At 72.4% G+C, this 24,047-nt stretch carries 26 protein-coding genes; 14 read left to right on the top strand and 12 right to left on the bottom strand.

The window, feature by feature from the left end; genetic code table 11:
• Positions 1-103: 103 nt before the first annotated feature.
• Positions 104-1,075, top strand: a complete 972-nt coding sequence (locus Phou_RS05125; protein ID WP_218578762.1) for an ankyrin repeat domain-containing protein — start codon at positions 104-106, stop codon at positions 1,073-1,075.
• Between the two features lie 3 nt (positions 1,076-1,078).
• On the opposite strand, the gene Phou_RS05130 is transcribed toward Phou_RS05125, so the two are convergent.
• From Phou_RS05130 to Phou_RS05145, 4 genes are all read right to left on the bottom strand, one after another.
• Complete coding sequence (locus Phou_RS05130) at positions 1,079-1,936, bottom strand: TIGR03619 family F420-dependent LLM class oxidoreductase (protein WP_173053994.1); 858 nt, start codon at positions 1,934-1,936, stop codon at positions 1,079-1,081.
• Positions 1,933-2,280 carry a MerR family transcriptional regulator gene (locus tag Phou_RS05135; protein ID WP_173053996.1) on the bottom strand — a complete coding sequence of 116 codons (348 nt, stop codon included), beginning with the start codon at positions 2,278-2,280 and terminating at the stop codon, positions 1,933-1,935. Before Phou_RS05135 ends, Phou_RS05130 begins: the two co-directional genes overlap by 4 nt.
• Positions 2,281-2,408: 128 nt before the next feature.
• The gene (locus Phou_RS05140) at positions 2,409-3,011 is read right to left on the bottom strand and encodes a response regulator transcription factor (RefSeq protein WP_173053998.1); all 603 of its coding nucleotides are present in this window, start codon (positions 3,009-3,011) and stop codon (positions 2,409-2,411) included.
• On the bottom strand, positions 3,008-3,901 hold the full coding sequence (locus tag Phou_RS05145) for a sensor histidine kinase (protein WP_218578764.1): 894 nt from the start codon (positions 3,899-3,901) through the stop codon (positions 3,008-3,010). The genes Phou_RS05140 and Phou_RS05145 overlap by 4 nt, the downstream gene beginning before the upstream one ends.
• 470 nt (positions 3,902-4,371) lie before the next feature.
• Between Phou_RS05145 and Phou_RS05150 the strand changes: the two genes are divergently transcribed.
• The 3 genes from Phou_RS05150 to Phou_RS05160 are packed head-to-tail and all read left to right on the top strand — an operon-like array spanning position 4,372 to position 5,377.
• Entirely contained in the window at positions 4,372-4,800 is a 429-nt protein-coding gene (locus tag Phou_RS05150; RefSeq protein WP_173054000.1) for a hypothetical protein, read from the top strand.
• Positions 4,797-4,970, top strand: a complete 174-nt coding sequence (locus Phou_RS05155; RefSeq protein WP_173054003.1) for a hypothetical protein — start codon at positions 4,797-4,799, stop codon at positions 4,968-4,970. Before Phou_RS05150 ends, Phou_RS05155 begins: the two co-directional genes overlap by 4 nt.
• A 56-nt stretch (positions 4,971-5,026) precedes the next feature.
• Entirely contained in the window at positions 5,027-5,377 is a 351-nt protein-coding gene (locus tag Phou_RS05160; protein WP_173054005.1) for a hypothetical protein, read from the top strand.
• A gap of 13 nt (positions 5,378-5,390) precedes the next feature.
• Here Phou_RS05160 and Phou_RS05165 read toward each other — a convergent pair whose 3' ends face one another.
• Entirely contained in the window at positions 5,391-6,062 is a 672-nt protein-coding gene (locus Phou_RS05165; protein ID WP_173054007.1) for a hypothetical protein, read from the bottom strand.
• 158 nt (positions 6,063-6,220) lie between these two features.
• Between Phou_RS05165 and Phou_RS05170 the strand changes: the two genes are divergently transcribed.
• Complete coding sequence (locus Phou_RS05170; protein ID WP_173054009.1) at positions 6,221-7,204, top strand: cellulose binding domain-containing protein; 984 nt, start codon at positions 6,221-6,223, stop codon at positions 7,202-7,204.
• Between the two features lie 85 nt (positions 7,205-7,289).
• Here the strand turns inward: Phou_RS05170 and Phou_RS05175 are convergent, their stop codons facing one another.
• From Phou_RS05175 to Phou_RS05185, 3 genes are read right to left on the bottom strand one after another with little or no spacing between them, the layout of a single operon-like run.
• Positions 7,290-7,823, bottom strand: coding sequence for a hypothetical protein (locus Phou_RS05175; protein ID WP_173054011.1), 534 nt, complete (start codon positions 7,821-7,823; stop codon positions 7,290-7,292).
• A gap of 23 nt (positions 7,824-7,846) precedes the next feature.
• Positions 7,847-8,800: an aldo/keto reductase gene (locus Phou_RS05180; RefSeq protein ID WP_246273252.1), complete on the bottom strand. Its 954-nt coding sequence runs from the start codon at positions 8,798-8,800 to the stop codon at positions 7,847-7,849.
• An 8-nt stretch (positions 8,801-8,808) separates the two neighbouring features.
• Complete coding sequence (locus Phou_RS05185) at positions 8,809-9,216, bottom strand: VOC family protein (RefSeq protein ID WP_173054013.1); 408 nt, start codon at positions 9,214-9,216, stop codon at positions 8,809-8,811.
• A gap of 87 nt (positions 9,217-9,303) precedes the next feature.
• Between Phou_RS05185 and Phou_RS05190 the strand changes: the two genes are divergently transcribed.
• Complete coding sequence (locus Phou_RS05190; protein ID WP_173054015.1) at positions 9,304-10,344, top strand: DNA polymerase IV; 1,041 nt, start codon at positions 9,304-9,306, stop codon at positions 10,342-10,344.
• Here the strand turns inward: Phou_RS05190 and Phou_RS05195 are convergent.
• From Phou_RS05195 to Phou_RS05205, 3 genes are read right to left on the bottom strand one after another with little or no spacing between them, the layout of a single operon-like run.
• A complete protein-coding gene (locus Phou_RS05195) occupies positions 10,341-10,667 on the bottom strand; it encodes a nuclear transport factor 2 family protein (RefSeq protein ID WP_173054017.1) in 327 nt (108 codons plus the stop codon). The two genes, Phou_RS05190 and Phou_RS05195, sit on opposite strands and share 4 nt — an antisense overlap.
• 9 nt (positions 10,668-10,676) lie before the next feature.
• Positions 10,677-11,093: a phosphotransferase gene (locus Phou_RS05200; RefSeq protein WP_246273254.1), complete on the bottom strand. Its 417-nt coding sequence runs from the start codon at positions 11,091-11,093 to the stop codon at positions 10,677-10,679.
• The gene (locus tag Phou_RS05205) at positions 11,048-11,653 is read right to left on the bottom strand and encodes a hypothetical protein (protein WP_173054021.1); all 606 of its coding nucleotides are present in this window, start codon (positions 11,651-11,653) and stop codon (positions 11,048-11,050) included. The genes Phou_RS05200 and Phou_RS05205 overlap by 46 nt, the downstream gene beginning before the upstream one ends.
• Positions 11,654-11,810: 157 nt before the next feature.
• Between Phou_RS05205 and Phou_RS05210 the strand changes: the two genes are divergently transcribed.
• From Phou_RS05210 to Phou_RS05230, 5 genes are all read left to right on the top strand, one after another.
• Positions 11,811-12,851, top strand: a complete 1,041-nt coding sequence (locus Phou_RS05210) for a hypothetical protein (RefSeq protein ID WP_173054023.1) — start codon at positions 11,811-11,813, stop codon at positions 12,849-12,851.
• Positions 12,852-12,892: 41 nt separating this feature from the next.
• Positions 12,893-13,927: a hypothetical protein gene (locus Phou_RS05215; protein ID WP_173054025.1), complete on the top strand. Its 1,035-nt coding sequence runs from the start codon at positions 12,893-12,895 to the stop codon at positions 13,925-13,927.
• Between the two features lie 97 nt (positions 13,928-14,024).
• Complete coding sequence (locus tag Phou_RS05220; protein ID WP_173054027.1) at positions 14,025-14,648, top strand: hypothetical protein; 624 nt, start codon at positions 14,025-14,027, stop codon at positions 14,646-14,648.
• An 82-nt stretch (positions 14,649-14,730) separates the two neighbouring features.
• Positions 14,731-15,552, top strand: a complete 822-nt coding sequence (locus tag Phou_RS05225) for a PHP domain-containing protein (protein ID WP_246273256.1) — start codon at positions 14,731-14,733, stop codon at positions 15,550-15,552.
• A 183-nt stretch (positions 15,553-15,735) separates the two neighbouring features.
• Entirely contained in the window at positions 15,736-16,680 is a 945-nt protein-coding gene (locus tag Phou_RS05230) for an acyltransferase domain-containing protein (RefSeq protein ID WP_173054031.1), read from the top strand.
• 492 nt (positions 16,681-17,172) lie between these two features.
• On the opposite strand, the gene Phou_RS05235 is transcribed toward Phou_RS05230, so the two are convergent.
• Positions 17,173-17,805: a P-loop NTPase family protein gene (locus tag Phou_RS05235; RefSeq protein ID WP_173054033.1), complete on the bottom strand. Its 633-nt coding sequence runs from the start codon at positions 17,803-17,805 to the stop codon at positions 17,173-17,175.
• A gap of 17 nt (positions 17,806-17,822) precedes the next feature.
• Between Phou_RS05235 and Phou_RS05240 the strand changes: the two genes are divergently transcribed.
• The 3 genes from Phou_RS05240 (at position 17,823) to Phou_RS05250 (ending at position 23,942) form a co-directional block, all read left to right on the top strand.
• Complete coding sequence (locus tag Phou_RS05240; RefSeq protein WP_173054035.1) at positions 17,823-17,987, top strand: hypothetical protein; 165 nt, start codon at positions 17,823-17,825, stop codon at positions 17,985-17,987.
• A 258-nt stretch (positions 17,988-18,245) separates the two neighbouring features.
• The gene (locus tag Phou_RS05245) at positions 18,246-21,029 is read left to right on the top strand and encodes a glycosyl hydrolase family 95 catalytic domain-containing protein (protein ID WP_246273259.1); all 2,784 of its coding nucleotides are present in this window, start codon (positions 18,246-18,248) and stop codon (positions 21,027-21,029) included.
• Between the two features lie 72 nt (positions 21,030-21,101).
• Positions 21,102-23,942, top strand: a complete 2,841-nt coding sequence (locus Phou_RS05250) for a ricin-type beta-trefoil lectin domain protein (protein ID WP_173054037.1) — start codon at positions 21,102-21,104, stop codon at positions 23,940-23,942.
• Positions 23,943-24,047: the final 105 nt, after the last annotated feature.

A 24,047-nucleotide genomic window follows, 5' to 3' on the forward strand; every position in this document is an offset into this window, starting at 1 on the left:
CCCGGCGGGCGGCCCGGGCGTCTATCCTCGGTCGGTCTTGGCGCTCCCCGGCGGCACGGTCGGGGGCGCCGCAACGGGGGCGACACGGGGGAGGCGACGGGGCTTGACCGGCGGCGAGGGCGGCTGGGCGCGGATGGGCTACCGGTCCTGGGGAGACCTCACGCAGGTGCGCGCCCGGCTCGCCGCCGGCGCCGACCCCGAGGCGGAGCTGGGGAGCCGCTGGCGGCCGCTGCACCTGGCGGCCGAGTGGGGCACCGCCGAGGTCGTGGCAGCGCTCATCGCGGCCGGCGCCGACGTGGAGGCCGACCACGAGGGGCGCAGTCCACTGTGGATCGCCGTGCAGGCGGGCCAGGCCGGCAGCGCCCGCGCCCTCGCCGCCGCCGGTGCCGACCCGTGGCGGCCGATGATGGCCGGCTGGTCGCCGGGGCGGCTGAGCCTGGCCGGCCGCACGCCCGACCTCTTCGACCGCCCACCCGGCGCGCCCGGCCTCACCGATGCCGAGCGCGCGGCGGCCGCGGAGGGGCACCGCCTCGTCGACGCGATCGGCACGCCGCACTACGACGGCCTGAGCCTGTGCTGCGCGGCCGGCATCGACGCGACCGAGGCGGTGCGCCGCCTGGACGCCGCCGAGGTGCCCGGCGACCCCGACGAGCTCGTCCGGCGGCTGAGCGACGACCCGATGGGCGAGGAGACGCTGCTCACGGTCGGCGTCACGGACGTCGAGGGCGGCTGCGTGGTGACCCAGCCCTGGGCGTACGGCGCGGCCACCCCCGTCGTGTGCCGCCGGCTGTCGGAGGGCACGTTCAGCTACGGCATGTACGCCAACCCGAAGAGCGGCAACCAGGGCCGGGCCACCCGCGACGGCGAGGTGGTGGCCTGGGACCTGCACCCGGGCGGCGGCTGGTCGAGCGCGGACGACACGGCCGGCGAGATCCTGCACACGTTCCTGTACCGGTTTCGCGCGCTGGCCTCCTGCTGCGCCCACGCGGGGCTGCGGCTCACCGACGCCCGCCCGATCGTCGGCCCGCCCGACCGCTGGGTCCGCCTCCCGCCGGGCGACTACTGGGCGCGCTGACCTTCAGGCCGCGAGCGAAAAGCGCGCCGCGAGGGCGTTCAGCTGCTTGCGCCGGCCGGCCGGGTCCTCGGCCGTGGCGCCGACGACGAGCTGGGTCACGCCCTCGGCAGCGAGCGCCTCGACCCGCTCCGGGGTGACGTCGACGGAGGCCCAGCGGGTGTACTCCAGCGCCGCCGGGTCGCGCCCCGCCTCGGCCGCCTCGGCGCGGGCGAGGTCGAGCTGGGCACGGCGCTCGTCCGGGGCGATCAGGCCGCCGGGAAACCAGCCGTCGCCACGGCTGCCCGCCCGCCGGGCGGCCGCGCGGCTCGACCCTCCGATGTGGATCGGCAGGTGCCGCACGCCGTACGGCTTGGGGTAGCAGGTCAGCTCCGCGAAGTCGAAGAACTCGCCGTGGTGGCTCACCCCCTCCTCGCCGCCGCCCCACAGCAGGCGGAGCACGTCGATCGCCTCGTCGGCGCGGCGGCCGCGGGTGGCGAAGTCGACGCCGGTCGCCCGCGCCTCGCCGGGCAGCGTGCCGATGCCCACGGTGAGCAGCCGCATCCGCCCCCGCGACAGCACGTCGATGGTGGCCAGGCGCTTGGCGAGCACGACCGGGTGGTGGTACGGCAGCAGCAGCACCCCGGTGCCGAGCAGGATCCGCGAGGTGGCGGCCGCCACGAAGGCGAGCGTGTCGAGCGGGTCGGGGCTTTCCAGCGCGGGCGGGATCGGCATCTCGCCGATGGCGGCGCCCGGGTAGAGCGCGATGTGCTCGGGCAGGTAGATGGCCTCGAAGCCGGCCTCCTCCGCGTCCCGCGCGTAGCCGACAAGCGTCTGCGGGTCCATGCCGTGGTACGCCGGGCTGTAGCTGACCGCGAACCTCAACGCGCCCCGCCCAGCTGCTCCCGGAGCTGGCCACGGACGGCTTCGAGCCGCTCGATGTACGCCTCCACCTCGGCGAGCTTGCGCCGCAGCACGCTCACCGAGTCGGGGCAGACGTCGCCGCTGGGGTTGCCGGCCCGCAGGCACGCCACGAACGGGCGGATCTCATCCAGCGCGAACCCGGTGGCGAGCAGCGCGCGGATCTCGCGCACGACCCGCAGCTCCGCCTCGTCGTAGTCGCGGTAGCCGTTGGCCGCGCGCCGCGGGCGCACCAGCCCGTGCGCCTCGTAGTAGCGCAGCGCCCGCGTCGTGGTGCCGGCCTGCCCCGCCAGCTCGCCAATCCGCATGCGCCAACGCTAAACCTTGCCGCCGGCGTCAAGGCAAGCACCGCACGACCCCCTCCCCGTTGATCAGGGAGTTGGTGGGCGTGGCGCGGCATCAACTCCCTGATCAACCGCACGGGGCGCGCGGGAGGCTAGATCCAGCCTTGCTCCCACGCGTGGTGGGCGGCGGCGTGGCGGCTCGTGACACCGAGCTTGGTGATCGCCGACGAAAGGTAGTTGCGGACGGTCCCGGGTGCGAGGTGCACCTCGGCGGCGATCTGCTGTACCGAGGCGCCGGTGCGGGAGGCGCGCAGCACCTCCAGCTCGCGCTCGCTCAACGGGCAGGCGCCCTCGGTGAGGGCCGAGGCGGCGATCTCCGGGTCCACGTACCGCCGGCCGGCCGCGACGTCCCGGATGATCTCGGCGAGCCGGGTGGCCTCGGTGGTCTTCGGCACGAAGCCGCTCACCCCCGCGGCCAGCGCCCGGCGCAGCACCGCCGGACGGGCGTGGCGGGTGACCAGCACCACGCGGGTGGGCAGCGCGGCCCGTATCTCGCCGGCCGCGCGCAGGCCGTCGGTGGGCGGCATCTCCAGGTCGAGTACCGCGATGTCCGGCCGGTGTTCCAGCGCCAACGCCACCGCGCCGGTCGACGTCGACGCCTCGGCCACGACCTCGATGTCGTCTTCCAGGCCGAGCAGCGCGCCGAGCGCCCCGCGCAGGAGGTCCTCGTCGTCGGCGAGCAGGACGCGGATCACGGCAGCGCCACCGGCAGGGTCGCGGCGACCTCGAAGCGGTCACCGTCGTGCCGCCAGGTCAGGTCGCCGCCGGCAGCCTCCAGCCGCTCGGCGAGCGTCGACAGCCCCGTGCCCGCGCGATCCGCGGGCGGTGCCGCGCCGTCGTTGCTCACGAGCAGGCGGGCCCGGCCGCCATCCACGCGGTACGCGACGTCGGCGCGGGCGGCGCGGCTGTGGCGCAGCACGTTCGTGGTGGCCTCGCGCACGACAAGCCCGAGAAGGTGGCGGCCGGCGGTGGACAGGCCGGCCGGCGCGGGCGCGACGTCCATGCGCGCGTCGATGTCCGCGGCGGCGAGCACCCGGGTCGCGTTGGCGATCTCGTCCTCCAGCGTCGTGCGCCGCAGCCCCTGCACCAGCTCCCGCGTCTCCCGCAGCGCGTCCGCCGCGAGCCGCCGCACCTCGCGCATCTCACCGGCCGCGCGTGCCGGGTTGGCCTCGGCGAGCCGTGCGGCGAGCTCGCTCTTCAGCGCGATGACCTGGAGGTGGTGGCCCTGGATGTCGTGCAGGTCGCCGGCGAAGCGCAGCCGCTCGTCCTTGACCGCCAGCTCGGCCGAAAGCCGCCGCGCGGCGTGCAGGCGGCTGGCGACGTCCCACGCCCAGAGCGGCCCGAGCACGGTCCACCCGGCGAAGAGGACGAGGCCCGCGGGGAAGAGTGCCGCGTAGAGCTCGCCGCCGTCTCCCGCGGCCCGCGCCACGACCGGTCCGGGTACGGCCGCCGCCGCGCTCGCCGCGCCCAGCAGCCACCACTGCCCGCGCACCGGCAGGAAGGTCGCGGCGATGGCGACGACGACCGAGGGTGCGAGGGCCCAGCGCCCGTACTCGCCGGACCCGAGCTCGACCGCGCCCAGCACCGCCGCGCCCGCCGCCCCGGCGACCAGCCAACCGGTCGGCGGGCGACCTGGCCCCTCGGCCGGCCAACCGGTCGGCGGGCGACCTGGCCCTCGGCCGGCCAACCGGTCGGCGGGTGGCCGGGCGCCGTGCCGAGCCGGCGGTGGAGCAGCGCGACGCTCGCCGCGACGGTGACGGCCAGCGCCGCCCCGCCGAGGGCCCGCGCCCACGCCGGCGCGTCACCGGCCACGAGCCAGCCGGCGGCGAAGAGGACGAGCACGGTCACGACCGCGCCGGTCAGCGTCCACCACGTGTACCGGCGCAGGCTCGCCAAGCCCGTCGCGTCCGCCACGCCGCCATTGTCGCAGGCCGGCCGCATGACATGTGTCATGAGATCACGTGTGGATTAAGCACTGGTGTTCCCGGTCGATGTCCTCCAGTATGGACGACGGGTACCCCCACCGGGTATCCGTATCCCGAAGGAGACACTCCCGTGAAACGCTTCCTCTGGCACTACGTGGAAATGATCATTGCGATGGTCGTGGGCATGCTCGTGCTGGGCCTCGCCCGCGCCGGGCTGCTCGGCCTGCTCGACGTCGAGCTTTCCAGCCAGACGCAGCCCGAGACCGCAGCCCTGCTCATGGCCTTCGACATGTCCGTGGGCATGGTGGTCTGGATGCGGTACCGCGGCCACGGCTGGGCCGGCACGATGGAGATGGTGGCGGTGATGTTCGCGCCGGTGGTGCTGCTCGCGCCGTTTACGCTCACCGGCCTCATGTCCGGCCACGCGCTGATGATGGTCATGCACATCGCGATGCTGCCGCTCATGCTCGCCGTCATGCTCCGCCGCCGGGACGAGTACACGCACGGCCACAAGGACCACGGCCAGCAGGAGCGCGCGCACGAGGAGGTGGCCCGGTGACCGGCGCGACGGTACCGGCCGAGCGCGGCACCCCGTACCGGATGGTCCGCGCTCTGGCCCGGCGGTGGCCGACCGCCCTCGGCATCCTCACGGCCGTCGTGACCCTGGGCGGCGGCACCGTGGCCGCCCAGGTCAGCGGCCTCGGCGAGACGCTGCTCTTCCTCCCCTGATCTACCTGGTCGCGGCGCGCAGCGGCCGGCGCGGCCTCGCGTGGCCGGCGCTGGGCGTGACGTTCGCGCTGCTCATCGCCCTGCGCGCGGTGGATGTCCCGGTGGTCGCGGTCGTGGTGCCGCTCGCGGCGGCGGCCCTCGCCTGGAGCGTCATCGGGCACGTGCCGCACCCCACCACCGTGCGCGTACAGGCGCTCGGCATGGTCGCCTTCGGCGGGCTCGGGCTGGCGGCACTGGCCGTCGACCCCGACCTCGGGCTCTACCTCGTCGCGGCCGGGTGGTTCTTCCACGGCGTGTGGGACTTCGTGCACCTCAGGCTCGACCGCGCGGTGTCCCGCTCGTACGCGGAGTGGTGCGGCGTCCTCGACGTGCTGACCGCGGGCCAGCTCCTGCTGCTGGCGTGGTGACGTGGCCGGGCCGCTACCGCTCCTGGAGCAGCGCGAGCATCGCGTCGGCCGCGTCGTCGAACATCTTCTGGCCCACATCGGGCTTGAGCGGCTTGATGCTCGCGATCGTGGTGCCGGTCTGGTCGCCGCCGAGCAGGTCCATGCTCATGATGATGTTGCTCTTGAGCAGGCCGACCACGCTCTGGCTGTAGTGGATGCGCGCGACCTCCACGTCCGCGTAGAACGCGTAGTACGCCTCGTCGTACTGCTCGCCCTTCTTGGCGCCGCCGACCTGGAGCACCTCCGAGCGCTGGGTCGGCGGCCCGGTGAAGGCGGAGTGCCCCTTGCGCCAGTCGGCGTCCTTCTGCGTGTCGTAGAAGGTACGCGTGCGCTCCGGCGTGCCCCAGTCCTCGAAGCGGACGCGCAGCGTGTACGGGCTGTCGGGCCGCTTGGACTTCACCGAGATCTCGCAGCCGGCGTCGAGGCCCTCCTTTTCCGGCTTGGTCTTGACGACCGCGAGCTTGCTGCGCTTGGCCGCGGCGCACACGTCCGCCGACGCGGGCCGCTGGTACACCGGAAGCGCCTGCGCGGTCGGCGTCGTCGACGGGGACGGGGTGGCACCCGCCCCGGTGTCCGCCGTCCCGCTGTCGTCGTCACCGCCCCCGACGATGCCGCATCCCGTCACCGAGAGCGACAGACCAAGCACCAATGCCAGCAATCCACCGCGAGCCGGCGGCAACCCCCGTATGCCATCCACGCCGGACATAGTGCCACGGCTCCGCACACACCGCAGGGCTCGTGGGCTCGCGAATCCCGCACTCGGACGATGCCGGCGATCGATGTACGTCTCTACGATCCATTGACATGAGACTCTCCGCCGCTCCCCTCCCCCGCACCGTGCGCCTCGCCGCCGCGGTCGTCGTGGGTCTGGGAGCGATCACCGTCCTACCCGCGCCGGCGCACGCGGCGACCGCGGCCTTCGCCAAGGAAAGCCAGTGGTCCACCGGCTACATCGGCAAGATGACCGTCCACAACAACACCACCACCGCGATCACGTCGTGGCGGGTCGAGTTCGACCTGCCGGCGGGCACGACGCTCGGCTCCTACTGGAACGCCGCGATGACGCGGTCGGGCAGCCGGTTCGTCTTCACCAACCACCCGTGGAACGGCACGATCGCCGCCGGCGCTTCGACGAGCTTCGGGTGGGTGGCCAGCGGCAGCGGTGAGCCCCAGGGCTGCACGGTCAACGGTTCGCCCTGCTCCGGCGCCCCCACGACGCCGGACGTGACCCCGCCGACCGCGCCCACCAACGCCCGCTACACCGCCGGCAGCACCACGACCCTCAGCTGGGACGCGGCCACCGACGACACGGGCGTGGTCGAGTACCAGGTCTTCCACCGCACGACCCAGATCGCCACCACCACGGCCACGAGCATCTCCATCCCGACCCCGCCGCCGATGGTCACCACCTTCGGGGTACGCGCGGTGGACGCGGCCGGCAACCTCTCCCCGTTCGCCCCGATCTTCTTCGGCCAGCTGCCGGACACGACCCCGCCGACCGCGCCGGCCAACCTGCGCATCAGCGGGATCACGCAGACCACCATGACGGTGCGCTGGGACCACGCGACCGACGAGACCTTCCTCGTGGGCTACGAGGTCTACCTGAACGGCGTACTGATCAGCAAGACCAGCGGCACCGTCGGGTACGTGCCGTTCCGCGGGTTCGGCACCTACTGGGTGCGGGTGCGCGCGTGGGACAGCTCGGGCAACTTCGGCCCGTACTCCCAGGTCGGCATCGCTGTCGACCCGCCACCGCCGACCCCGCCGGTCACGCCGCCGGCGCGCTGAGCCTCATCGGAAGCGGGCATGGCGTTCGCCCCCGCGCGTGAACGCCATGCCCGTCCACCGTCGCCCTCTCCGGCTGCCGGAGCCGTCAGGGCGCGTAGATCTCGGGGATGCCGGCCCTGATCCGCGCCACGGTGGCGGCCACGTCGAGGTCTGTGGTGTCGATGCCGAGGTACCGGTAGTCGGCGCCGGCCGCCTCCCGGATGCTCGTGTCCTCCGGGATGAGGTCGACCCGCTCCCGCCACTCCCGCGTGGTCCGCTTCGCGCGGGTCAGGCGCCGCTGGTCCCGCACGTCCCTGGCCACGCGCAGGTCGACCAGGTACACCGCCGCCGCCGGCTCGGCGAGCACCTCGCGGAAAGCCAGGTAGTCCGGGTAGGTGCGCAGGAAACTGCCCGCGACGACGTTTGTGTAGCCGGCGCGCCAGAAGCTCTCGACGAGCAGGGCCACGTTGCGGCGCAGCAGGGCGAAGAAGTCGTCGTCCATCGGGCAGGGGTTGGTCTGCCCGATGTCCTCGGCGTCGATGCGCGCGCCGCCCGGCGTGTGCGGCAGCAGGGCGCGGACGATCGTGGACTTGCCCGCGCCTTCCTCGCCGTTGACGATGACCAGCCGCCGTAAAGACATCCAGCAAGTATCGCCGCGCGTGCCTACGCGGGAAGTGGGGCGCGGGGGTCGAGCAGTCCCTCGGCGCGCAGGTCGGACCACACGCCCGGCGGGATGGTGGCGGCCAGCGACGCGAGGTTGTGCCGTACCTCGCCGGCCGAGCGCATCCCCACCACGATGCCCGCGACCACCGGATGGGCCTGCGGAAACGCCATGGCCGCCTGCGGGACGGTCACGCCGTGCGCCTCGCACACGTCGGCGATGCGCTCCACCCGCCGCCGGACGTCGGCCGGGGCGGGCGCGTAGTCGAAGGTGGCACCCGAGGTCGGGCGCGGCGTGGCCAGCACACCGGAGTTGAAGACGGCCGCGGCCCACAGCGACACCCCGCGCTCCGCGCAGGCGGGCAGCAGCGTGTCCAGAGCGGACTGGTCGAGAAGCGTGTACCGGCCGGCCAGCATCACCACGTCGATGTCCGCCTCGCGGACCAGCCGGGTCAGCAGCGCCGCGTCGTGCATGCCGGCGCCGATGCCGCGCACCAGCCCTTCGGACCGCAGCTGCGCCAGGGCCGGGTAGCCGTCACGCAGCGCCTCCTCGAAGTGGGACTCGGCGTCGTGCAGGTACAGCACGTCGACGCGGTCGAGGCCCATCCGGGCGAGCGAGTCCTCCAGGCTGCGACGCACGCCGCCGCTGCTGAAGTCCCACACCCGGCGGTGCGTGGCCGGCACGGCGAAGGACTCGTCCTCGCGCCCGCGCGGGTCCTGCGGCACGAGCAGCCGCCCCACCTTGGTGGACACGGTGAACTCGCCGGCCGGCCTGGTGCGCAGGAACGCGCCGATGCGGCGTTCGGACAGGCCGATGCCGTAGTGGGGGGCGGTGTCGAAGTAGCGGACACCGCCCTCCCACGCCGCGTCGAGCGCACCGGCGGCGGTCTCGTCGGACAGCGGCGCGAAGAGGCCGCCGAGCGGTCCACCGCCGAAGGCGAGGCGTGAGGCTGGCACGGAGCGGCTCAGGCCTGCGTGATGTTGACCATCCACTGGATGCCGAACCTGTCGACGCACTGCCCGAACTCGTCGCCCCACATCTGCTTCTCCAGCGGGACCGTGACGGTGCCGCCTTCGGCGAGCTTGTCCCAGTAGCCGCGCAGCTCGTCGGCGTCGTCACCGCTGAGGCTGATCGTGATGTGGTTGCCGGGCTTGACCTCCAAGTCCGGCGGGGTGTCGGAGGCCATCAGCGTGTACCCAACGGGCGTCTCCAGCTGGCCGTGCATGACCTTCTCCGCGATGGCCGGGTCGGCGCCCGGAAACTCGCCGAACGTGTTCAGCTTCAGCTCGCCGCCGAACACGCTCTTGTAGAACTCGAGCGCCTCGCGCGCGCTGCCGTCGAAGTTGATGTACGGGTTGAGCCGAGAGCTCATGATGCGCTCCTGCCGCGAAGTGGACGGTCGAAAGCAGGCTAGCCCCGTTCACCCGATGAGGGTGGGAAACCGCCGTATCGTGGCCGTGTGGCGACCCGCTGGTGGCTGTTGCACGTCGACCTCGACCAGTTTGTGGCCGCGGTCGAGCTGTTGCGCCGCCCGGAGCTGCGCGGCCGCCCGGTCGTGGTCGGCGGCAGCGGCGATCCGACACGCGCGCGCCAGGTGGTGGCCACCGCGTCGTACGAGGCGCGCGCCCACGGCGTCCACTCCGGCATGCCGCTGCGCGCGGCCGCCCGCCGCTGCCCGGACGCCGTGTTCCTCCCGTCCGACCCGCCCGCGTACGAGGCCGCCTCCGCGCGGGTGATGGCGGCGCTGCGGGGCTTCCCGGTGCGCGTGGAGGTGTTCGGGTGGGACGAGGCGTTCGTGGGTGCCGAGGTCGAGGACCCGATGGCCCTCGCCGCCGACCTGCAGAAGGCGGTGTTCGCGCAGACCGGGCTGACCTGCGCGGTCGGCGTGGGCGACAACAAGAGCACGGCGAAGATCGCGGCCCGCTTCGGCAAGCCCGGCGGCGTCTTCCAGCTCACGGCCGGCAACTGGATGGACGTGATGGGCGCGCGGCCGGCCGCCGAGCTGTGGGGCGTCGGCCCCAAGACCGCGAAGAAGCTTGCCGACCTCGGCCTGCACACGGTCGCCGACCTCGCCGCCGCCGACCCCGAGCCGCTGCTGGCCCGCTTCGGCGCCCGGATGGCGGGGTGGCTGCGGGCGACCGCGCGCGGCGGCGGCGACACGGAGGTGGTGACCGAGCCGTGGGTCGCCCGCTCACGCAGCCGGGAGACGACGTACCCGCGCGACCTCACCGACCCGGAGCAGATCGCCGGCCAGGTGGCGGTGCTGGCCCGCGAGCTCGGCGCCGACGTGGTGGGCGAGGGCCGCCGCGTCACCCACGTCGCGGTCAAGGTGCGCTTCGCGTCCTTCTACACGCCGACCAGGGAGATGAAGCTCCGCGACGGCCCCACCACCGACCTCGACGTGATCGAGCGGGCCGCGCTCACGGTGCTGGAGAAGTTTCGCCTCGACCGCCCGGTCCGCCTGCTCGGCGTCCGCACCGACCTGGAGCTGGACCGCTAGGCCCGGATCGTCATGCGGGAGATCTTGTCGCCGGCGACCTCGAACGTGAAGTGGCTCGGCCCGTTGAACCCCTCGCCGCCCACCTGCGCGGTCACCACGGTCTCGGCGCCGTGGTGCTCGACGTCCTCGATCGCGAGGCTCACCCGCTTGCCGATGAACTCCGCGTCGCTCCACGCCTTGATCTGCTCGCTGCCGCGGAACTCGCGGCCCCAGTCGTCGACCACGCCGTCTTCGGTGAAACCCGCGAGGAAGCGCGGCAGGTCGCCGCCGTTCGCCGCGTCGAGCATCCCCTGCACCGGCGGTGCGAGATCGTCTCCACCCATGCGGCCACCCTACGGCGCGGGGACGGCCAGTTCGGCCAGGATCCCCCAAGTGGCCTCGTCGTCCTCGTCGCCGGCGTGCGGCGCGCGGAAGCGGCTCGCCGCGGACGCGAGGTCGGCCACTTCCCACCGCACCCGGAAGAGCTCCAGCATGTCCGTGCGCGGGGTCACGCCGGTCGCCGCGGCGTACGCGGCCAGGACGGAGCCGTCGCCCGGGTCCAGGCTCCACAGGTCGCGCTCGGGCGCCGCCCGCAGCACCGTGTCCCAGTCGATCAGCCGCCACCCGCCGGCCTCGCGCATCGTGTTGCCCGGGTGCGGCTCGCCGTGGGTGAGCACCGCCCGCGCGGGGTCGACCCCGGCCGCCAGCGCGTCGTACCGCGCGATCAGCTCCCGCACCCGCTGCGGGCGCGCCGCGAGCAGGTCGCGCATCCGCAACGCGAACGGACCGGCGTCCGGCACGTCACCCGCGAGCGCCGCCTCCAGGTCGGAACGGCCGGGCACGACCAGGTCGTCCGCCGCGGCGTCCACACCCGCCGCCGGGGCGCGCCATGAAGAGCCACCACCATTTCGAGTACGCGCCATCGGTGCTCGCCCGCCCCGAAGTCACCCCACGGGAAGCTCTCCCCATCGACGAACCGGTGGAGCGCGACGGTGAACCAGCTGTCCACACGAGACAATGGCGCACCGTCTACTGTGGGCTCGGGTGCGACGACGAAGTCCAGCCCGTGGGCGCGCAGCGCGACCGCCGTGCCGAGCGCGGCGCGCAGCCTCTCGTACGCCCGGTCGAGCGGCTCCTCCGCCGTGTACCGCTTGGCGCGCAGGTCGTCCACCGTCGCGAACCACCGCGTGCCACCGCCGTCGACGAGCTCCCAGTGGTGGCTGCCGAACCCCACCGGTCGGTAGGTCAGCGACGTCACGGCCAGTCCCCAGCCGGCGGTGAGCGCGGACGCGAGCCGCTCTTCGGTCAGCTCCGGCGGCGGCGTGTTCACTCCGGCCTCCCTGCGGGCGATCTGCGGGCGATCTGCGGACGGTGTGCGGGCGATCTGCGGGCGGGCCGCGACCGTACAACGCCGCCCGCCCGTCGCGCATCCGAGTTACCCGAACGGCCGAGTGGCAGGACATCACGCGTCTCAGTACGTTGTGCCGGTGACCGGCCCGCCGCCCCGCCCGGCGACGACATATCGCACCGATCTGGTGACCGCGCTGCTGAGCGGGTGGTTCACGGTCGGGCTCCTGCTCGATGCCTGGGCGCACAACAACGTGCCCGAGCTGGAGACCTTCTTCACGCCGTGGCACGCGGTCTTCTACTGGGGCTTCGTCGCCACCGCCGCCTGGATCGGGTGGACCTGCCGTGGCGCGCTCCGCTCCGGCCGCCCCGACCTCTCCGCGGTGCCGGCCGGCTACCGCCCGGCGGTCTTCGCCGTGGCCGGCTTCGCGGTGGCCGGGATCGCGGACTTCAGCTGGCACTCCGCGTTCGGCATCGAGCAGGACATCGACATCCTCTTCAGCCCCAGCCACCTCGGCCTCGCCGCCGCCATGCTGGTCATCATCACCACGCCGCTGCGCGCCGCGTGGGCGGCACCGGGCCTGCCCGCAGCCGGCCTGCGCCCGCTGCTGCCCGCCGTGCTCTCCGTCGCGTTCGCGAGCACGCTCGTGCTGCTCTTCCTCCAGTACGCCAACGCGTTCTCGTACGTCGCCGGCGACATCGTGTTCGGACTGTCCAATGTAAACGAGGACTGGACCGCCGAGCTGGTCTCCGCGATCCTCGTCACCAACCTCGTGCTCGTGGTGCCGCTGCTCGCGCTGGCCCGCCGCTGGGTGCTGCCGCCGGGCGCCGCCACGGTCCTGTACGCGTTCGCCGCCGTCCTCTCCGCGGCCGTGAGCGGCTTCGCGAACACCGCCCTCGTCGTCGGCCTGGCCGGCGCGGGCGTGGTCGTCGACCTGCTCGCCGCGTGGCTCCGCCCGGGCCCCGAGCGGCCGGCGCGGGTCCGCGTGTTCGCCGCCCTCACGCCGCTCGTCGTCTGGACCGTCTACCTCGTCGTGGCGTACGTGGCGAGCGGCGACACCGGGACGACCGGCGTGATCGAGCTGTACACCGGGCTTCCGGTCGTCCAGTCGCTGCTCAGCCTGCTGATCGCCATGCTGCTCACGGCGGCGCGCCCCGCGGTGGTGGTGCCGACTCGCTAGCTTCGGGAGCCGATGTCCCGGCCCGTCCCGAAGGAGTAGCGATGTCCCAGCCGCCCGCACCCGTCGCCGCACCGTTCGCGCCACCTCCACCCGGGCCGCCGCCGGGCCGCTCCCGCGGGATCCTCGTGCACGTGGGCTGGGAGGCGGTCCTCCTGGTCCTGGTCCTGCTCACGGCCGCGATCGTGGCCGCCACCGGCACGCTGTTCCGGGGCGGCTCGCCCTGGTTCAACCTGGCCGCGGCCGGCCTGCTCGCCAGCGCGTTCGCCCTGTCGCTGCGCACCGCCACGCCCAACCTCGCGGTCGGCGCGATCGCCGTGCTGGCCGGCGCGACCTACGCGAAGCTCGTGCAGAACGACGTCACGGGCATCCTCGCCGGCGTCGTGGCCGTCCTCGTCGCGCTGCTGCTCGGCGCCGCGCTCGGCCTGGTCGCCGGCCTCACCTCGGTGCCCGGCTGGGCCGTATCGCTGGGCGGCCTCGGCCTGGCGCAGGGCATCGCGTTCGGGCTGCTCGACGGGCTGACCGTGCCCACCGGCGCCAACCCGGGCGGCACCGGCCGGGCCATCCTCTGGACGCTCGTCTTCGTCGCCGTCTCGGTGGGCGGCGGCGTGCTGTGGCAGCTCCCCGGCGTACGCGCGGCGCTCGGCGCCAACCGCGTGCCGGACGACCCGGTGCGCTTCCGCTCCGCCAAGCTGACCGGCGCGCTCGCCGGGCTCGGCGGGTCAAGCGCGCTCGCCGGTCTGAGCGGGGTGACCCTTGTGACGTGGGTCGGCGCGGCCAGCCCGGCCACCGGCGACAACCTGCTGCTCGCGGCGGGTGCGGCGCTGCTGGGCGGGGTGAGCGCCTTCGGCGGGCGGGGCGGCATCGCGGGCACCGCCCTCGCGACCGCGCTGCTTGTCTTCGCCAACCACGGCCTGATCCAGACGGAGGCGCCGCGCTGGGTGACGTTCTACGTGCCGGCGACGATCGCCATCCTGCTCGGCGTCGCGGTGAGCCGGCTGACCGAGGCGCTCGCCGGGCCGTACGCGCCGGTGCAGGCACCGCCGCCCACGACGGGCTGGGCGCCGCCGCGGCACTGACGCCCGAGCCTCCTCCGCACGGCGACCCCCTGCCGCCACGGCGGTCCTCGGCGCACGCCGCGTCCTCCGCCCCGGGTGGACGCGGTAGAACGGGCGTATGCCGCTGCGAAACCGGGTGACGCCCGAAGGAGAGATCGTCGTGCACCCCGCGCGCGGGCTGATGATGGGCAACCGGGGCTGCCTGCACGGGCTCGGCCGCGACCTGGGCGTCTCGCGGTGGCGGTCGAAGCTGTGGATCTGTTGCGTGCTGTCGTGGAAAGGCGTGCGCCGCGACCCCATGCCGCCGGGCCGCTGGACCGCGCTTTTCTTCCTCGACGAGGCGACCGCGCTCGCCGCCGGGCACCGGCCGTGCGCGTACTGCCGGCGCGCCGACTACCGCGACTTCACCGGGCGGTGGCAGGTGGCGCACGGCCTTGCCGGGCGGCCGAGGGCCGGCGAGATGGACGCCCGCCTGCACGCCGAGCGGGTCGACTCGCGCACCCGCCGCCAGCGCACCCGTCCGGCCCGCCTCGGCGACCTGCCCGACGCCGCGATGGTGCGCCACGGGGACGCGGTGTGCCTGGTCCGCGCCGGATCGCTGCTGCCGTGGACCTTCGCCGGCTACGGCACGCCGCGCCACCTGCCGGCCGGCACGGCGGTCGAGCTGCTCACGCCACCCGCGATAACCGCGGTGCTCGGCGCCGGGTACCGGCCGCGCCTGCACCCCAGCGCCCTGGCCTGAGGACGGCGTGGTCCAGCCCGATCCGCGTTGGCCAGGTCACATGATCTTGGGTCGCCCCGGGCCGGCTGGCAGACTCGGAAACGTGCTGCCAGCCGACAACCACGTGCATTCGGAGTGGTCGTTCGACACCGGCGCACAGGCGTCGATGGTCCGGGCGTGCGCGCGGGCGGTCGAGGTGGGCGTGCCGGCGGTCGCCTTCACCGAGCACGTCGAGTTCACCGACTGGGTCGACGGCGACGCGATCTCGGCCGACGGGCTCCGGCTGGGCTGGTGGTCGCTGATCCGCCCGCTCGACGTCACCGGCTACCTGGCGAGCGTCGCCGAGTGCCGCGAGCGCTTTCCCGACCTGCGCATCCGCACCGGCGTGGAGGCCGGCGAGCCGCACCTGTTCGGAGCGAGCGTGGCGCGCGTGCTGGCGAGCGGGCCGTTCGAGCGGGTGCTGGGCTCGCTGCACGCGATCCCCTACGAGGGCCGCCTGATCGCGCCGGACAAGCTCTTCCGCACGCTGGGCACGCGCGAGGTGATGCGGCGGTACTTCACCGAGATGGTCCGCATGATCAAGGAGAGCGACGCCTTCGAGGTGCTGGCCCACCTCGACTACCCGAGGCGGTACTGGCCGCCGGACGCCCCGCCCTACCGCGAGGCGGACTACGAGGAGGGGTACCGGGCGGTGCTGAGCGCCCTCGCCGGCTCCGATCGGGCCCTCGAGGTGAACACCCGCAGCCCGATGGCCTCCGTCGAGCTGCTGCGCTGGTGGCGCGAGGAGGGCGGCCGCGCCATCTCGTTCGGCAGCGACGCGCACCTGCCGTGGATCGTGGGCGACAAGTTCGACGTGGCGGTCGACGTGGCCGCGGCGGCCGGCTTCACCCGCGGCCGCGACGCGCACGACTTCTGGCGCCGCTAGTGCGGTGACCACTGACGTTTCCGGGTCCGCCCGCTGCGCGGCAGACCCGGAAACTCTGCGCCCGGCGGGGCCTGGTTCGCCGGGGAACCCCGGCGAACCAGAGTGGTCACCGCACCAGAGCCTGCCTCGACCGCCGAAAAACGGGCGGTGGGAGCGCGCCCATCGATCGGTAGGATCGTGCGCGTGGATCTGGACGACATCGCCGCCCGCCTCGGCGCGCCGGTCGAGGAGATCGAGCGCGTGCAGCGGCTCGCCGCCGACCGGCCCTCGGCTCCGCTGCCCGCCAAGGCCGACGCGCCCGCGATCCTCGACCGCCTCGCCGTGCGGCCGGACGACGTCGCCGAGATCATGGAGGGCTGGCCCGACCCAGACTCTCCACTGTGGACCCCCGAGCTGCACTGGCTGCTCGACCGCTCGATCGCCCTCGTCCGCGCCGACCTCGGCGGCCACGAGTGGCTGCCGCCCGGCCCCGAGCTGCCCCGCGACCGCGGCCCCGCCTGGCGCCACCTCTACGTGTACGCCTACCTGGCCCTGGTCGAGGTCACCATGGCGTACCACCGCGACCACGGCGTCCCCGACACGGTGTCGTGGACGACCCTCGCCGACCTCGGCCGCAACCTGGCGATCGACCGCCGCATGCGCCGCGAGGGCTGGCCGGTCATGCAGGCCTGGCTGACGCTGCACGCCCGCGGCGCCATCTACGAGCTGGGCCGCCTGCAGTTCCACCGCGGCGGCACCGCCATCGACCTGCACATCCCCGAGTCGGGCCCGATGACCCCGGAAGCGGTCACGGCATCACTCGACGAGGCACGCGCGTTCTTCCCGCGCCACTTCCCCGACGAGCACTACTCCGCGTTCACCTGCGGCTCGTGGCTGCTCGACCCGCAGCTGCTGGAGTACCTGCCCGAAGACTCCAACATCGTCCGTTTCCAGCGCCGGTTCGTGCTCGAGCCGTACGAAAAGCTCGAATACCTGGACGGCGACGTCGAGGTGCGGCGCTTCGTGTTCCGCACCCTGACCACGCCGCTGGACCAGCTGCCGCGCCGCACCGTGCTCGAGCGCGCCATCATCGACCACCTCAAGGCCGGCCGCAACTGGCACATCCGCCGCGGCAGCTTCCCCATCTAGACCTTCGCCGTCAGGGTGCGGCGCGACCGCGGTAGCCGTCCAGAAGATCCAGTTCGAAACAGATCCGGGCTACCGCGACGCCCGTCGTGGTCCGGACCGTCGCTCCCGCGGCCTCACCCTGCGCGGTTGCCAGGCTCAACCCAGGAGCCCGCTGCGGCAGATCTTGGCAAGTTAGCGTCGAAATGGCGGGGTTACTCACCAAGATTTCGAAGCTCACACCGCCTGCACCTGATCGACAGTCACAGACCGCGACGACGTGCCGAAGCACGGGTAGGGACGATCAGAGCTACTGCGGCGCGGACCCCGGGAGCTGGGAAGAGACCGGGAGCTGTCGCACGGGAAGTAGCCCCAACTCCGAAGTCGAGAACGTTGAGTCTCCAAGATTTGCGGAGCGGGGTGAGCTGGGCGACCGCGGAGGGTGAGGCCGCGGGAGCAACGGTCCGGACCACGACGGGCGTCGCGGTAGCTCACATCTGGCCGAAACGCTGCCCACTAGCCGGCGGGGATCTCCACCGAGATCTCCGTGCCGAGGGTGAAGCCGCCGGACAGCGCGAGGTCGTCGCCGCTCCAGAAGCGGCCCGGGTCGTACCAGTTCGGGTCGCGGCCGGCCGGGAGCAGGCCCATCGCCTCGTACGTGACCGCGACGACCTCCGCGCAGTACGCGCTCTCCAGCCCCTCCTGCCGCAGCCGCCGCGACCGCAGCGGCACCCTTCCGCGCGCCCACCGCATGGCGAGCTGCGCGCTCGACGGGAACGGCGTGCCGTCCAGGCGCGCGACCGTGCGCAGCACCGCGTCTTCCTGCGCCCGCGTCGGCGGTGGTTCGAGCTGGCGCAGCCAGGCCCGCTGCCCGTACCGCCGGGCCCAGACCAGCACCGCCGCGCGCAGGTCGTGCAGCTGGACGCCGCGGTGGTGGCCGCCGGACCACAGGTCGCGCAGCGACTTGCCCAGCTCGGCGTGCCACATCATCGGCGGCATGTCCTCGATCACCACGGCCATGCCCACGTGGTTGACCGGGCTGTTGGTGGTCACCTGGATCGCCCGGTCGGCGCCCGACCGCCCGCGGAAGAGCCACAGGTCACCGGTGCGCGTGAGGTCGACGGCTTGGTCCAACCCGAGAATTGGCACGGCATTACCCTAGGCGGATGCGTTGGTGGAAGGTACTCGGGCTCGCCGCGTTCGTCGGCGTCGCCGCGACAGGCGTAGTGGTGGCACGGGCCGAGCGGCGTCGCCGCGCCTACACCCCGGAGGAGATCCGCGGCCGGCTGCGCGAGCGCGTGGCGACCTCGGCCGAGGAGCAGCCCGGCTGAGCGGCGCGCTGCTCGCAAACGCTTTCCGCGATCCGACGACCATGACCGCACCAGTGCGATCACGATACCTCCGATGTTTGTAGCGTGCTTACGCATTCGAGAATGCGGAACCGGGTCTTGACGCGCGAAGACATCCAATGTTAACTGCACATCACGAACGTGGATCGATGACGGTCCACGTTCGTAAAAGCCTCGTCACGGCAGCCCGTTTTCGGCGGATGGGCGCCGGTCCACCCTGATCCAGAGGGGATCGTGCCCATGAGACCCATCCGCCGAAGTATGCCCTTTGCCGCCGCGGGCCTCCTCGCCCTCTCCCTCGCGGCAGTCGTGGGCCCCTCGGGCCCGGCATCGGCCGCACCGACGGACGCCGCGTTCAACAACGGCACCGGTGCGCTCAACGTCAACTACGCCGGCTACATGTCCAAACACGACATCGTCTACAACCGGCCGAACACCAACCCGCTGCACGGGCTGACCGTCGGCAACGGCCGCACCGGCGCCATGGTGTGGCAGCAGAACGGCCTCTCGATGCAGGTGTCCGGTGTGGACCTGGCACAGCAGTCCACGTACGCGGCCGGCATCGTCAACCTCTTCAGCAACCCGCAGCTGGACTCCGGCTACACCACGTACCAGCAGCGCCTGTCACTCTACGACGGCACGCTGACGACCAGGTACGACGGCAACCGCACGGTGACCATCATGGGCTCGCCCAACTCCGAGGTGATGGGCATCCACGTGGAGGACACCCGTCCCGGTGTGAGCAGCGTCGGGCTGGACCTGAGCCTGTGGGACCCCAACACCGTGCAGAACATCGCGGACGTGCCCAACCTGCAGACGTGGCGCACGGTCAGCACGTTCGCCGACGCGGCGGGCGTGGGGCTGAGCCGCGGCCAGGCCGACCCCAACAACTTCGGGTACACGCTCGCGGCCACTGTGGAAGGTGCGAGCTACACCTCGCAGGTGGTCAACGGCACCCGCGTGCGGCTGAACATCACGCCCACGTCGAGCTACACGATCTGGTTCACCGCGGCCAGCCGCATCAACTCCCCCGGCCTCAACTCGGTGACGCAGGCCCGCAACCAGCTCGCCGCCGTCAAGAGCACCGGGTACAACACGACGCTCAACAACTACCGCAACTGGTGGCACAACTTCTGGGCCAGGTCGTTCGTGCAGTACTCCAACGCGGGCGGCGACGCCGACTACCTGGAGAACGCCTACTACCTGGCCACGTACATGATCGCGGCGGGTGGCCACGGCAACTACCCGCTGCACTTCATCAACGGCGTCTTCCGCGCCACCCAGGACAACTCCAAGTGGAGCAACGGGTACTGGTACTGGAACCAGCGGGACGTCTACAACTCGTTCCTGGCGTCCAACCACGTCGACCTGATATCCACGTTCAACCGCCTCTACAGCCGCAACTACAACGCGCTCAAGGCGTACACGCAGACGCGGTACGGCATCGACGGGCTGTGGGTACCGGAGACGATGGGCTGGGACGGCAACGCCCGCGGCACCATCAACAGCGACTACGTCAACGACACGATGTCGACCGGCACCGAGGCCGCGTACAACATGTACCTGCAGTACCGGTACACCAACGACACCGCCTACCTGCGTGACGTGGCGTACCCGTACATGCGTGAAGCGGTCAAGTTCTACCAGCGCAAGCTCTCCGTCGACGGCAGCGGCCGCTACTACATGGCCAGCTCGAACGCGCACGAGACGTACTGGGACGTGCGCAACGCCATCACCGACCTCGCCGCCGTGCGGCTGCTCTTCCCGCTGACCATCCAGGTGAGCACGCAGCTCGGGCTCGACAGTGGACTGCGCGCCGGCTGGCAGAACGTGGTGAACAACCTCGCGCCGTACCAGATCCAGAACGGCGCGTACCTGCCGCACGACCCGCCCTCGTCGCCGACCCGCAACGGCGAGAACGTGGCGCTCGAGCTCGTCTGGCCGTACGACCAGACCGGCATCGGCTACCCCGACTACCAGACCGCGGTGAACACCTGGAACGTGCGGCCCTTCCCGTACGGCAACGTGTGGGCCAACGACCACGTGCACGCCGCCCGGCTCGGTCTCGGGCAGCAGGCGTTCCAGGGCATGCGGACGATGCTCCAGAAGTACCAGAACTACCCCAACGGCATGACCAACAACACCAACGGGGTCTTCGAGTACCTGGGCATCCACCTCGCCGCGATGAACGAGTCGCTGATGCAGTCGTACAACGACAAGATCCGGGTCTTCCCCGCGATCCCGAGCGACTCCTCGTTCAACGGCAAGTTCACGCTCCTGGCCAAGGACGGCTTCCTCGTCAGCTCGGAGCGGGAGGCGAGCGAGACCAAGTACGTCGGGCTGCGCAGCCTGCACGGCAAGCAGGCGCGGGTGGTCAACCCGTGGGGCACCCAGGAGATCCGGGTGCGCCGCACGTCGGACAACGCGATCCTCGCCACCACCACGGCCAACGAGGTGACCTTCGCGACAGCGGCCAACACCGTGTACGTGGTCGAGCGCACCGCCAAGCCGCTGACCAGCTACTCAGCCACGACGCTGAGCGGCTCGGCCAACCAGGGCGTCAAGTCCCTCAGCGGTACCGCCTCCACGCTCGGCATCGGCACGCCGGGCGGCGGCGGCCCCGGACCGTCCACTCAGGTCAGTCTCCGCTCACGGGCGAACAACATGTACGTGCAGGCGGGAAGTGGCGGCGCCGGCCCGCTGCAGGCCAGCGTGACCGCGATCGGGCTCTGGGAGCAGTTCGACATGATGGACCTCGGTGGCGGCAACATCGCGCTCCGGGCCCGGGTCAACAACCAGCTCGTCAGCGCGGACAACGCCGGCGCCAACCCGCTGATCGCCAACAAGGCGGCGGTCGGGTCGTGGGAAACGTTCGCCCTGATCCGCAACTCGGACGGCACGGTCAGCCTGCGCGCGCAGGTCAACAACATGTACGTCTGCGCCGAGAACGCAGGTGCCGCCCCGCTCATCGCGAACCGGACGGCCATCGGGCCGTGGGAGAAGTTCGACCTCATCACGAGCTGACCACCGCACCCCACCAGCCCGGCCGGCCGCTGTGCCCAGCGGCCGGCCGGGCCCCCAAGCCTGGAGTACGCCATGCCCTTCACGCGTCGATGGCGCGCGCTCGCGATGGCCGCACTGACCGCGCTGGTCGTCGTCCCGGCACAGCCCGCGGCCGCCGCACCACCCCCGACGAGCGGCTTCGAGAAGGTACGCCTGGACGGCGGCCTGTCGATGGGCGAGCCGATCGAGCTCGCCGTCCTCCCCGACCACAAGGTCCTCTACATCAACCGCGGCACGAGCGCCGGCGGCGGCCAGGTGCGCCTGTACAACCCGGCCACCCGCACCACATCCGTCGCGCTGACCCTGCAGCTGGACGCCCGCTTCGAGGACGGGCTGATCGGCATCACGATCCACCCGCAGTTCGCCACCAACCGGTGGGTCTACATCTTCTACTCCCCCGCCGTGACGCCGCTGGTGAACCGGATCTCGCGGTTCACCTTCAACCCGAGCACCAACACGCTCGGCGCCGAAGACATGATCATCGAGTGGCCGACCGAGCGGCGGCTGTGCTGCCACTCAGCCGGTTCGATGAGCTGGGACAGCAGCAACAACCTGTACGTCGCGGTCGGCGACAACACGAACTCCGGCGGCGACTCGGCCGGCATGGCGCCGATCGACGAGCGCACCAGCCGGGACGCGCAGTACGACGCGCAGCGCACCTCGGGCAACACCAACGACCTGCGTGGGAAGATCAACCGGATCCACCCGGAGGCGAACGGCACGTACACGGTCCCCGCCGGCAACCTCTTCCCGCAGGGCACGGCGAACACCCGCCCCGAGATCTACGTGATGGGCGTGCGCAACCCGTACCGCATCTTCGTCGACCGCAAGGCCGGCAACACCCTCTACTGGGGCGAGGTCGGCCCGGACGCCGGCGCGACGATCGCCAACCGCGGCCCGGCCGCCTACGACGAGTTCAACCGCGCCACCGCGCCGGGCAACTACGGCTGGCCGTACTGCGGCGGGCCGAACGTGGCGTACAACGACTGGGACTTCGCGACCAACGCGCCGCGGGGCTGGTTCCCCTGTGGAGGGTCGACCGGTCCGGTCAACAACTCGCCGCGCAACACCGGCCTGCAGCAGCTGCCGCCGACCAGGCCGGCGCTGGTGTGGGAGCAGCACGGCGGCAGCCGCGAGTGGCCCCAGCTGGACAACCCGGGTGGCTGCGGCTCGCCCAACCACGTCGAGGTGTACCACTACGACCCCAACCTCGTCTCGGACGTGAAGTGGCCGCAGTACTACGACAACAAGTGGCTGATCTCCGAGTACTGCCGCAACTGGGTCAAAGAGGTGCAGTTCAACAACGGCAACCCGGCCACGGGTACGCCGACGGTGATCGAGCCGGTGCTCGCCGGCATGAGCTTCGTGCACCCGATCGACTGGGAGTTCGGGCCCGACGGCTCGCTCTACATGCTGGAGTACGGCAGCGGCTACTTCTCCGGCGCGCCGGACGCGGGGCTGTACAAAATCAACTACATCTCCGGCGGCCGCTCGCCGATCGCGAAGCTGACCGCCAACCCGGACAGCGGCACCACCCCGCTCCAGGTGAGCTTCTCCAGCGCCGGAAGCAGTGACCCGGACGGCAACCCGCTCGCCTACGCGTGGGACTTCACCGACAACGGCAGCGTCGACTCGACGGCGGCCAACCCCACGTTCACGTACCCGTCGGCCGGCTCCTACCTGGCCCGGCTGACCGTGAACGACGGCACCGGGCGCTCCGGCACGGCGACCCTGCCGATCGTCGTCGGCAACACGAGGCCGACCGTCACGATCGGCGGGCTGCCCAACGGCGGCCTCTTCTCGTGGCAGGACAACCTCGCCGTGACCGCGTCCGCGACCGACCCGCAGGACGGCGCGATCGCCTGCGGCAGCGTCGTGGTGCGGGCCGCGCTCGGCCACCAGGAGCACGCGCACGAGGAGGGCGAGGGCACCGGCTGCGGTGCCACGTTCAACACCGGCCCGGTGCACGCCGGACCGGACTCGGTGCTGTTCTTCGTGATCCGGGGCAGCTACACCGACCGGGGCGCGTCCGGCACCGTGCCGCTGACCGGCGAGCGGGAGATCACCCTGTGGCCCAAGCAGTGGCAGGCGGAGCACTACGTCTCACTCAACGGCCCGCAGGTGATCGCGGCCGCCGGCGCCGAGGGCGGCTTCCGGCTCGGCGACATCCAAAATGGAGAGTACGTGCGGCACCACGGCGTGAGCCTCAAGGGCATCACCCAGGTGCGGGCGCGGGTGTCGTCGGGTGACGCGGGCGGCACGATCTCCTTCCGCCTCGACTCGCCGACCGGCACCGAGGTGGCCCGCGTGACCGTCCCGAGCACCGGCGGCTGGGACACGTACCGGGACATCACCGCGAACATCACCAAGCCGGACGACAACACGCACGACCTGTACATCGTCTTCAACGGCCCGGCCGGCGCGGCGTTCCTCGACCTGGACAGCTACACGTTCGTCGGTCCCGGCGTCGGCACGCCCGGCACGCCGACCGGCCCGCGCACCGGCCCGATCCGGGCGCTCGGCAAGTGCGCGGACGTCAACGGCGGGGCGACCGCCGACGGTACCCGGATCCAGATCTGGGACTGCAACGGCGCCGCGCAGCAGAGCTGGACCGTCGGCACCGACGGCACGATCCGCGCGCTCGGCAAGTGCATGGACGTGCAGGCGAGCGGGACGGCCAACGGCACGAAGATCCACCTGTACACCTGCAACGGCACCGGCGCCCAGCAGTGGGCGGCCCAGCCGAACGGCGCGCTCCGCAACCCCCAGTCCGGGCGCTGCCTGGACATCCCCGCGTCGAACGTCACAAACGGAACCCAACTCCAGATCTACGACTGCAACGGCACCGGGGCGCAGACCTGGACGGTGCCCTGACCGGTATTGGACCTGATCCGGTATTGGACCTGACCCGGTATTGGACCCGATCCGGTATTGGACCTGACCCGGTGCGGATGAGCCGTGGGGGTCCGCTCAATGGCA

It is taken from the genome of Phytohabitans houttuyneae (assembly GCF_011764425.1).
Taxonomy (GTDB): Bacteria; Actinomycetota; Actinomycetes; order Mycobacteriales; family Micromonosporaceae; genus Phytohabitans; species Phytohabitans houttuyneae.

Coding starts and splice junctions, on each gene's coding strand:
- Phou_RS05135 (WP_173053996.1), bottom strand. CDS start 2,280: ATGCGGATTGGCGAGCTGGCGGGGCAGGCCGGCACCACGACGCGGGCG.
- Phou_RS05170 (WP_173054009.1), top strand. CDS start 6,221: ATGAGACTCTCCGCCGCTCCCCTCCCCCGCACCGTGCGCCTCGCCGCC.
- Phou_RS05175 (WP_173054011.1), bottom strand. CDS start 7,823: ATGTCTTTACGGCGGCTGGTCATCGTCAACGGCGAGGAAGGCGCGGGC.
- Phou_RS05185 (WP_173054013.1), bottom strand. CDS start 9,216: ATGAGCTCTCGGCTCAACCCGTACATCAACTTCGACGGCAGCGCGCGC.
- Phou_RS05195 (WP_173054017.1), bottom strand. CDS start 10,667: ATGGGTGGAGACGATCTCGCACCGCCGGTGCAGGGGATGCTCGACGCG.
- Phou_RS05200 (WP_246273254.1), bottom strand. CDS start 11,093: ATGCGCGACCTGCTCGCGGCGCGCCCGCAGCGGGTGCGGGAGCTGATC.
- Phou_RS05215 (WP_173054025.1), top strand. CDS start 12,893: ATGTCCCAGCCGCCCGCACCCGTCGCCGCACCGTTCGCGCCACCTCCA.
- Phou_RS05220 (WP_173054027.1), top strand. CDS start 14,025: ATGCCGCTGCGAAACCGGGTGACGCCCGAAGGAGAGATCGTCGTGCAC.
- Phou_RS05240 (WP_173054035.1), top strand. CDS start 17,823: ATGCGTTGGTGGAAGGTACTCGGGCTCGCCGCGTTCGTCGGCGTCGCC.
- Phou_RS05245 (WP_246273259.1), top strand. CDS start 18,246: ATGAGACCCATCCGCCGAAGTATGCCCTTTGCCGCCGCGGGCCTCCTC.
- Phou_RS05250 (WP_173054037.1), top strand. CDS start 21,102: ATGCCCTTCACGCGTCGATGGCGCGCGCTCGCGATGGCCGCACTGACC.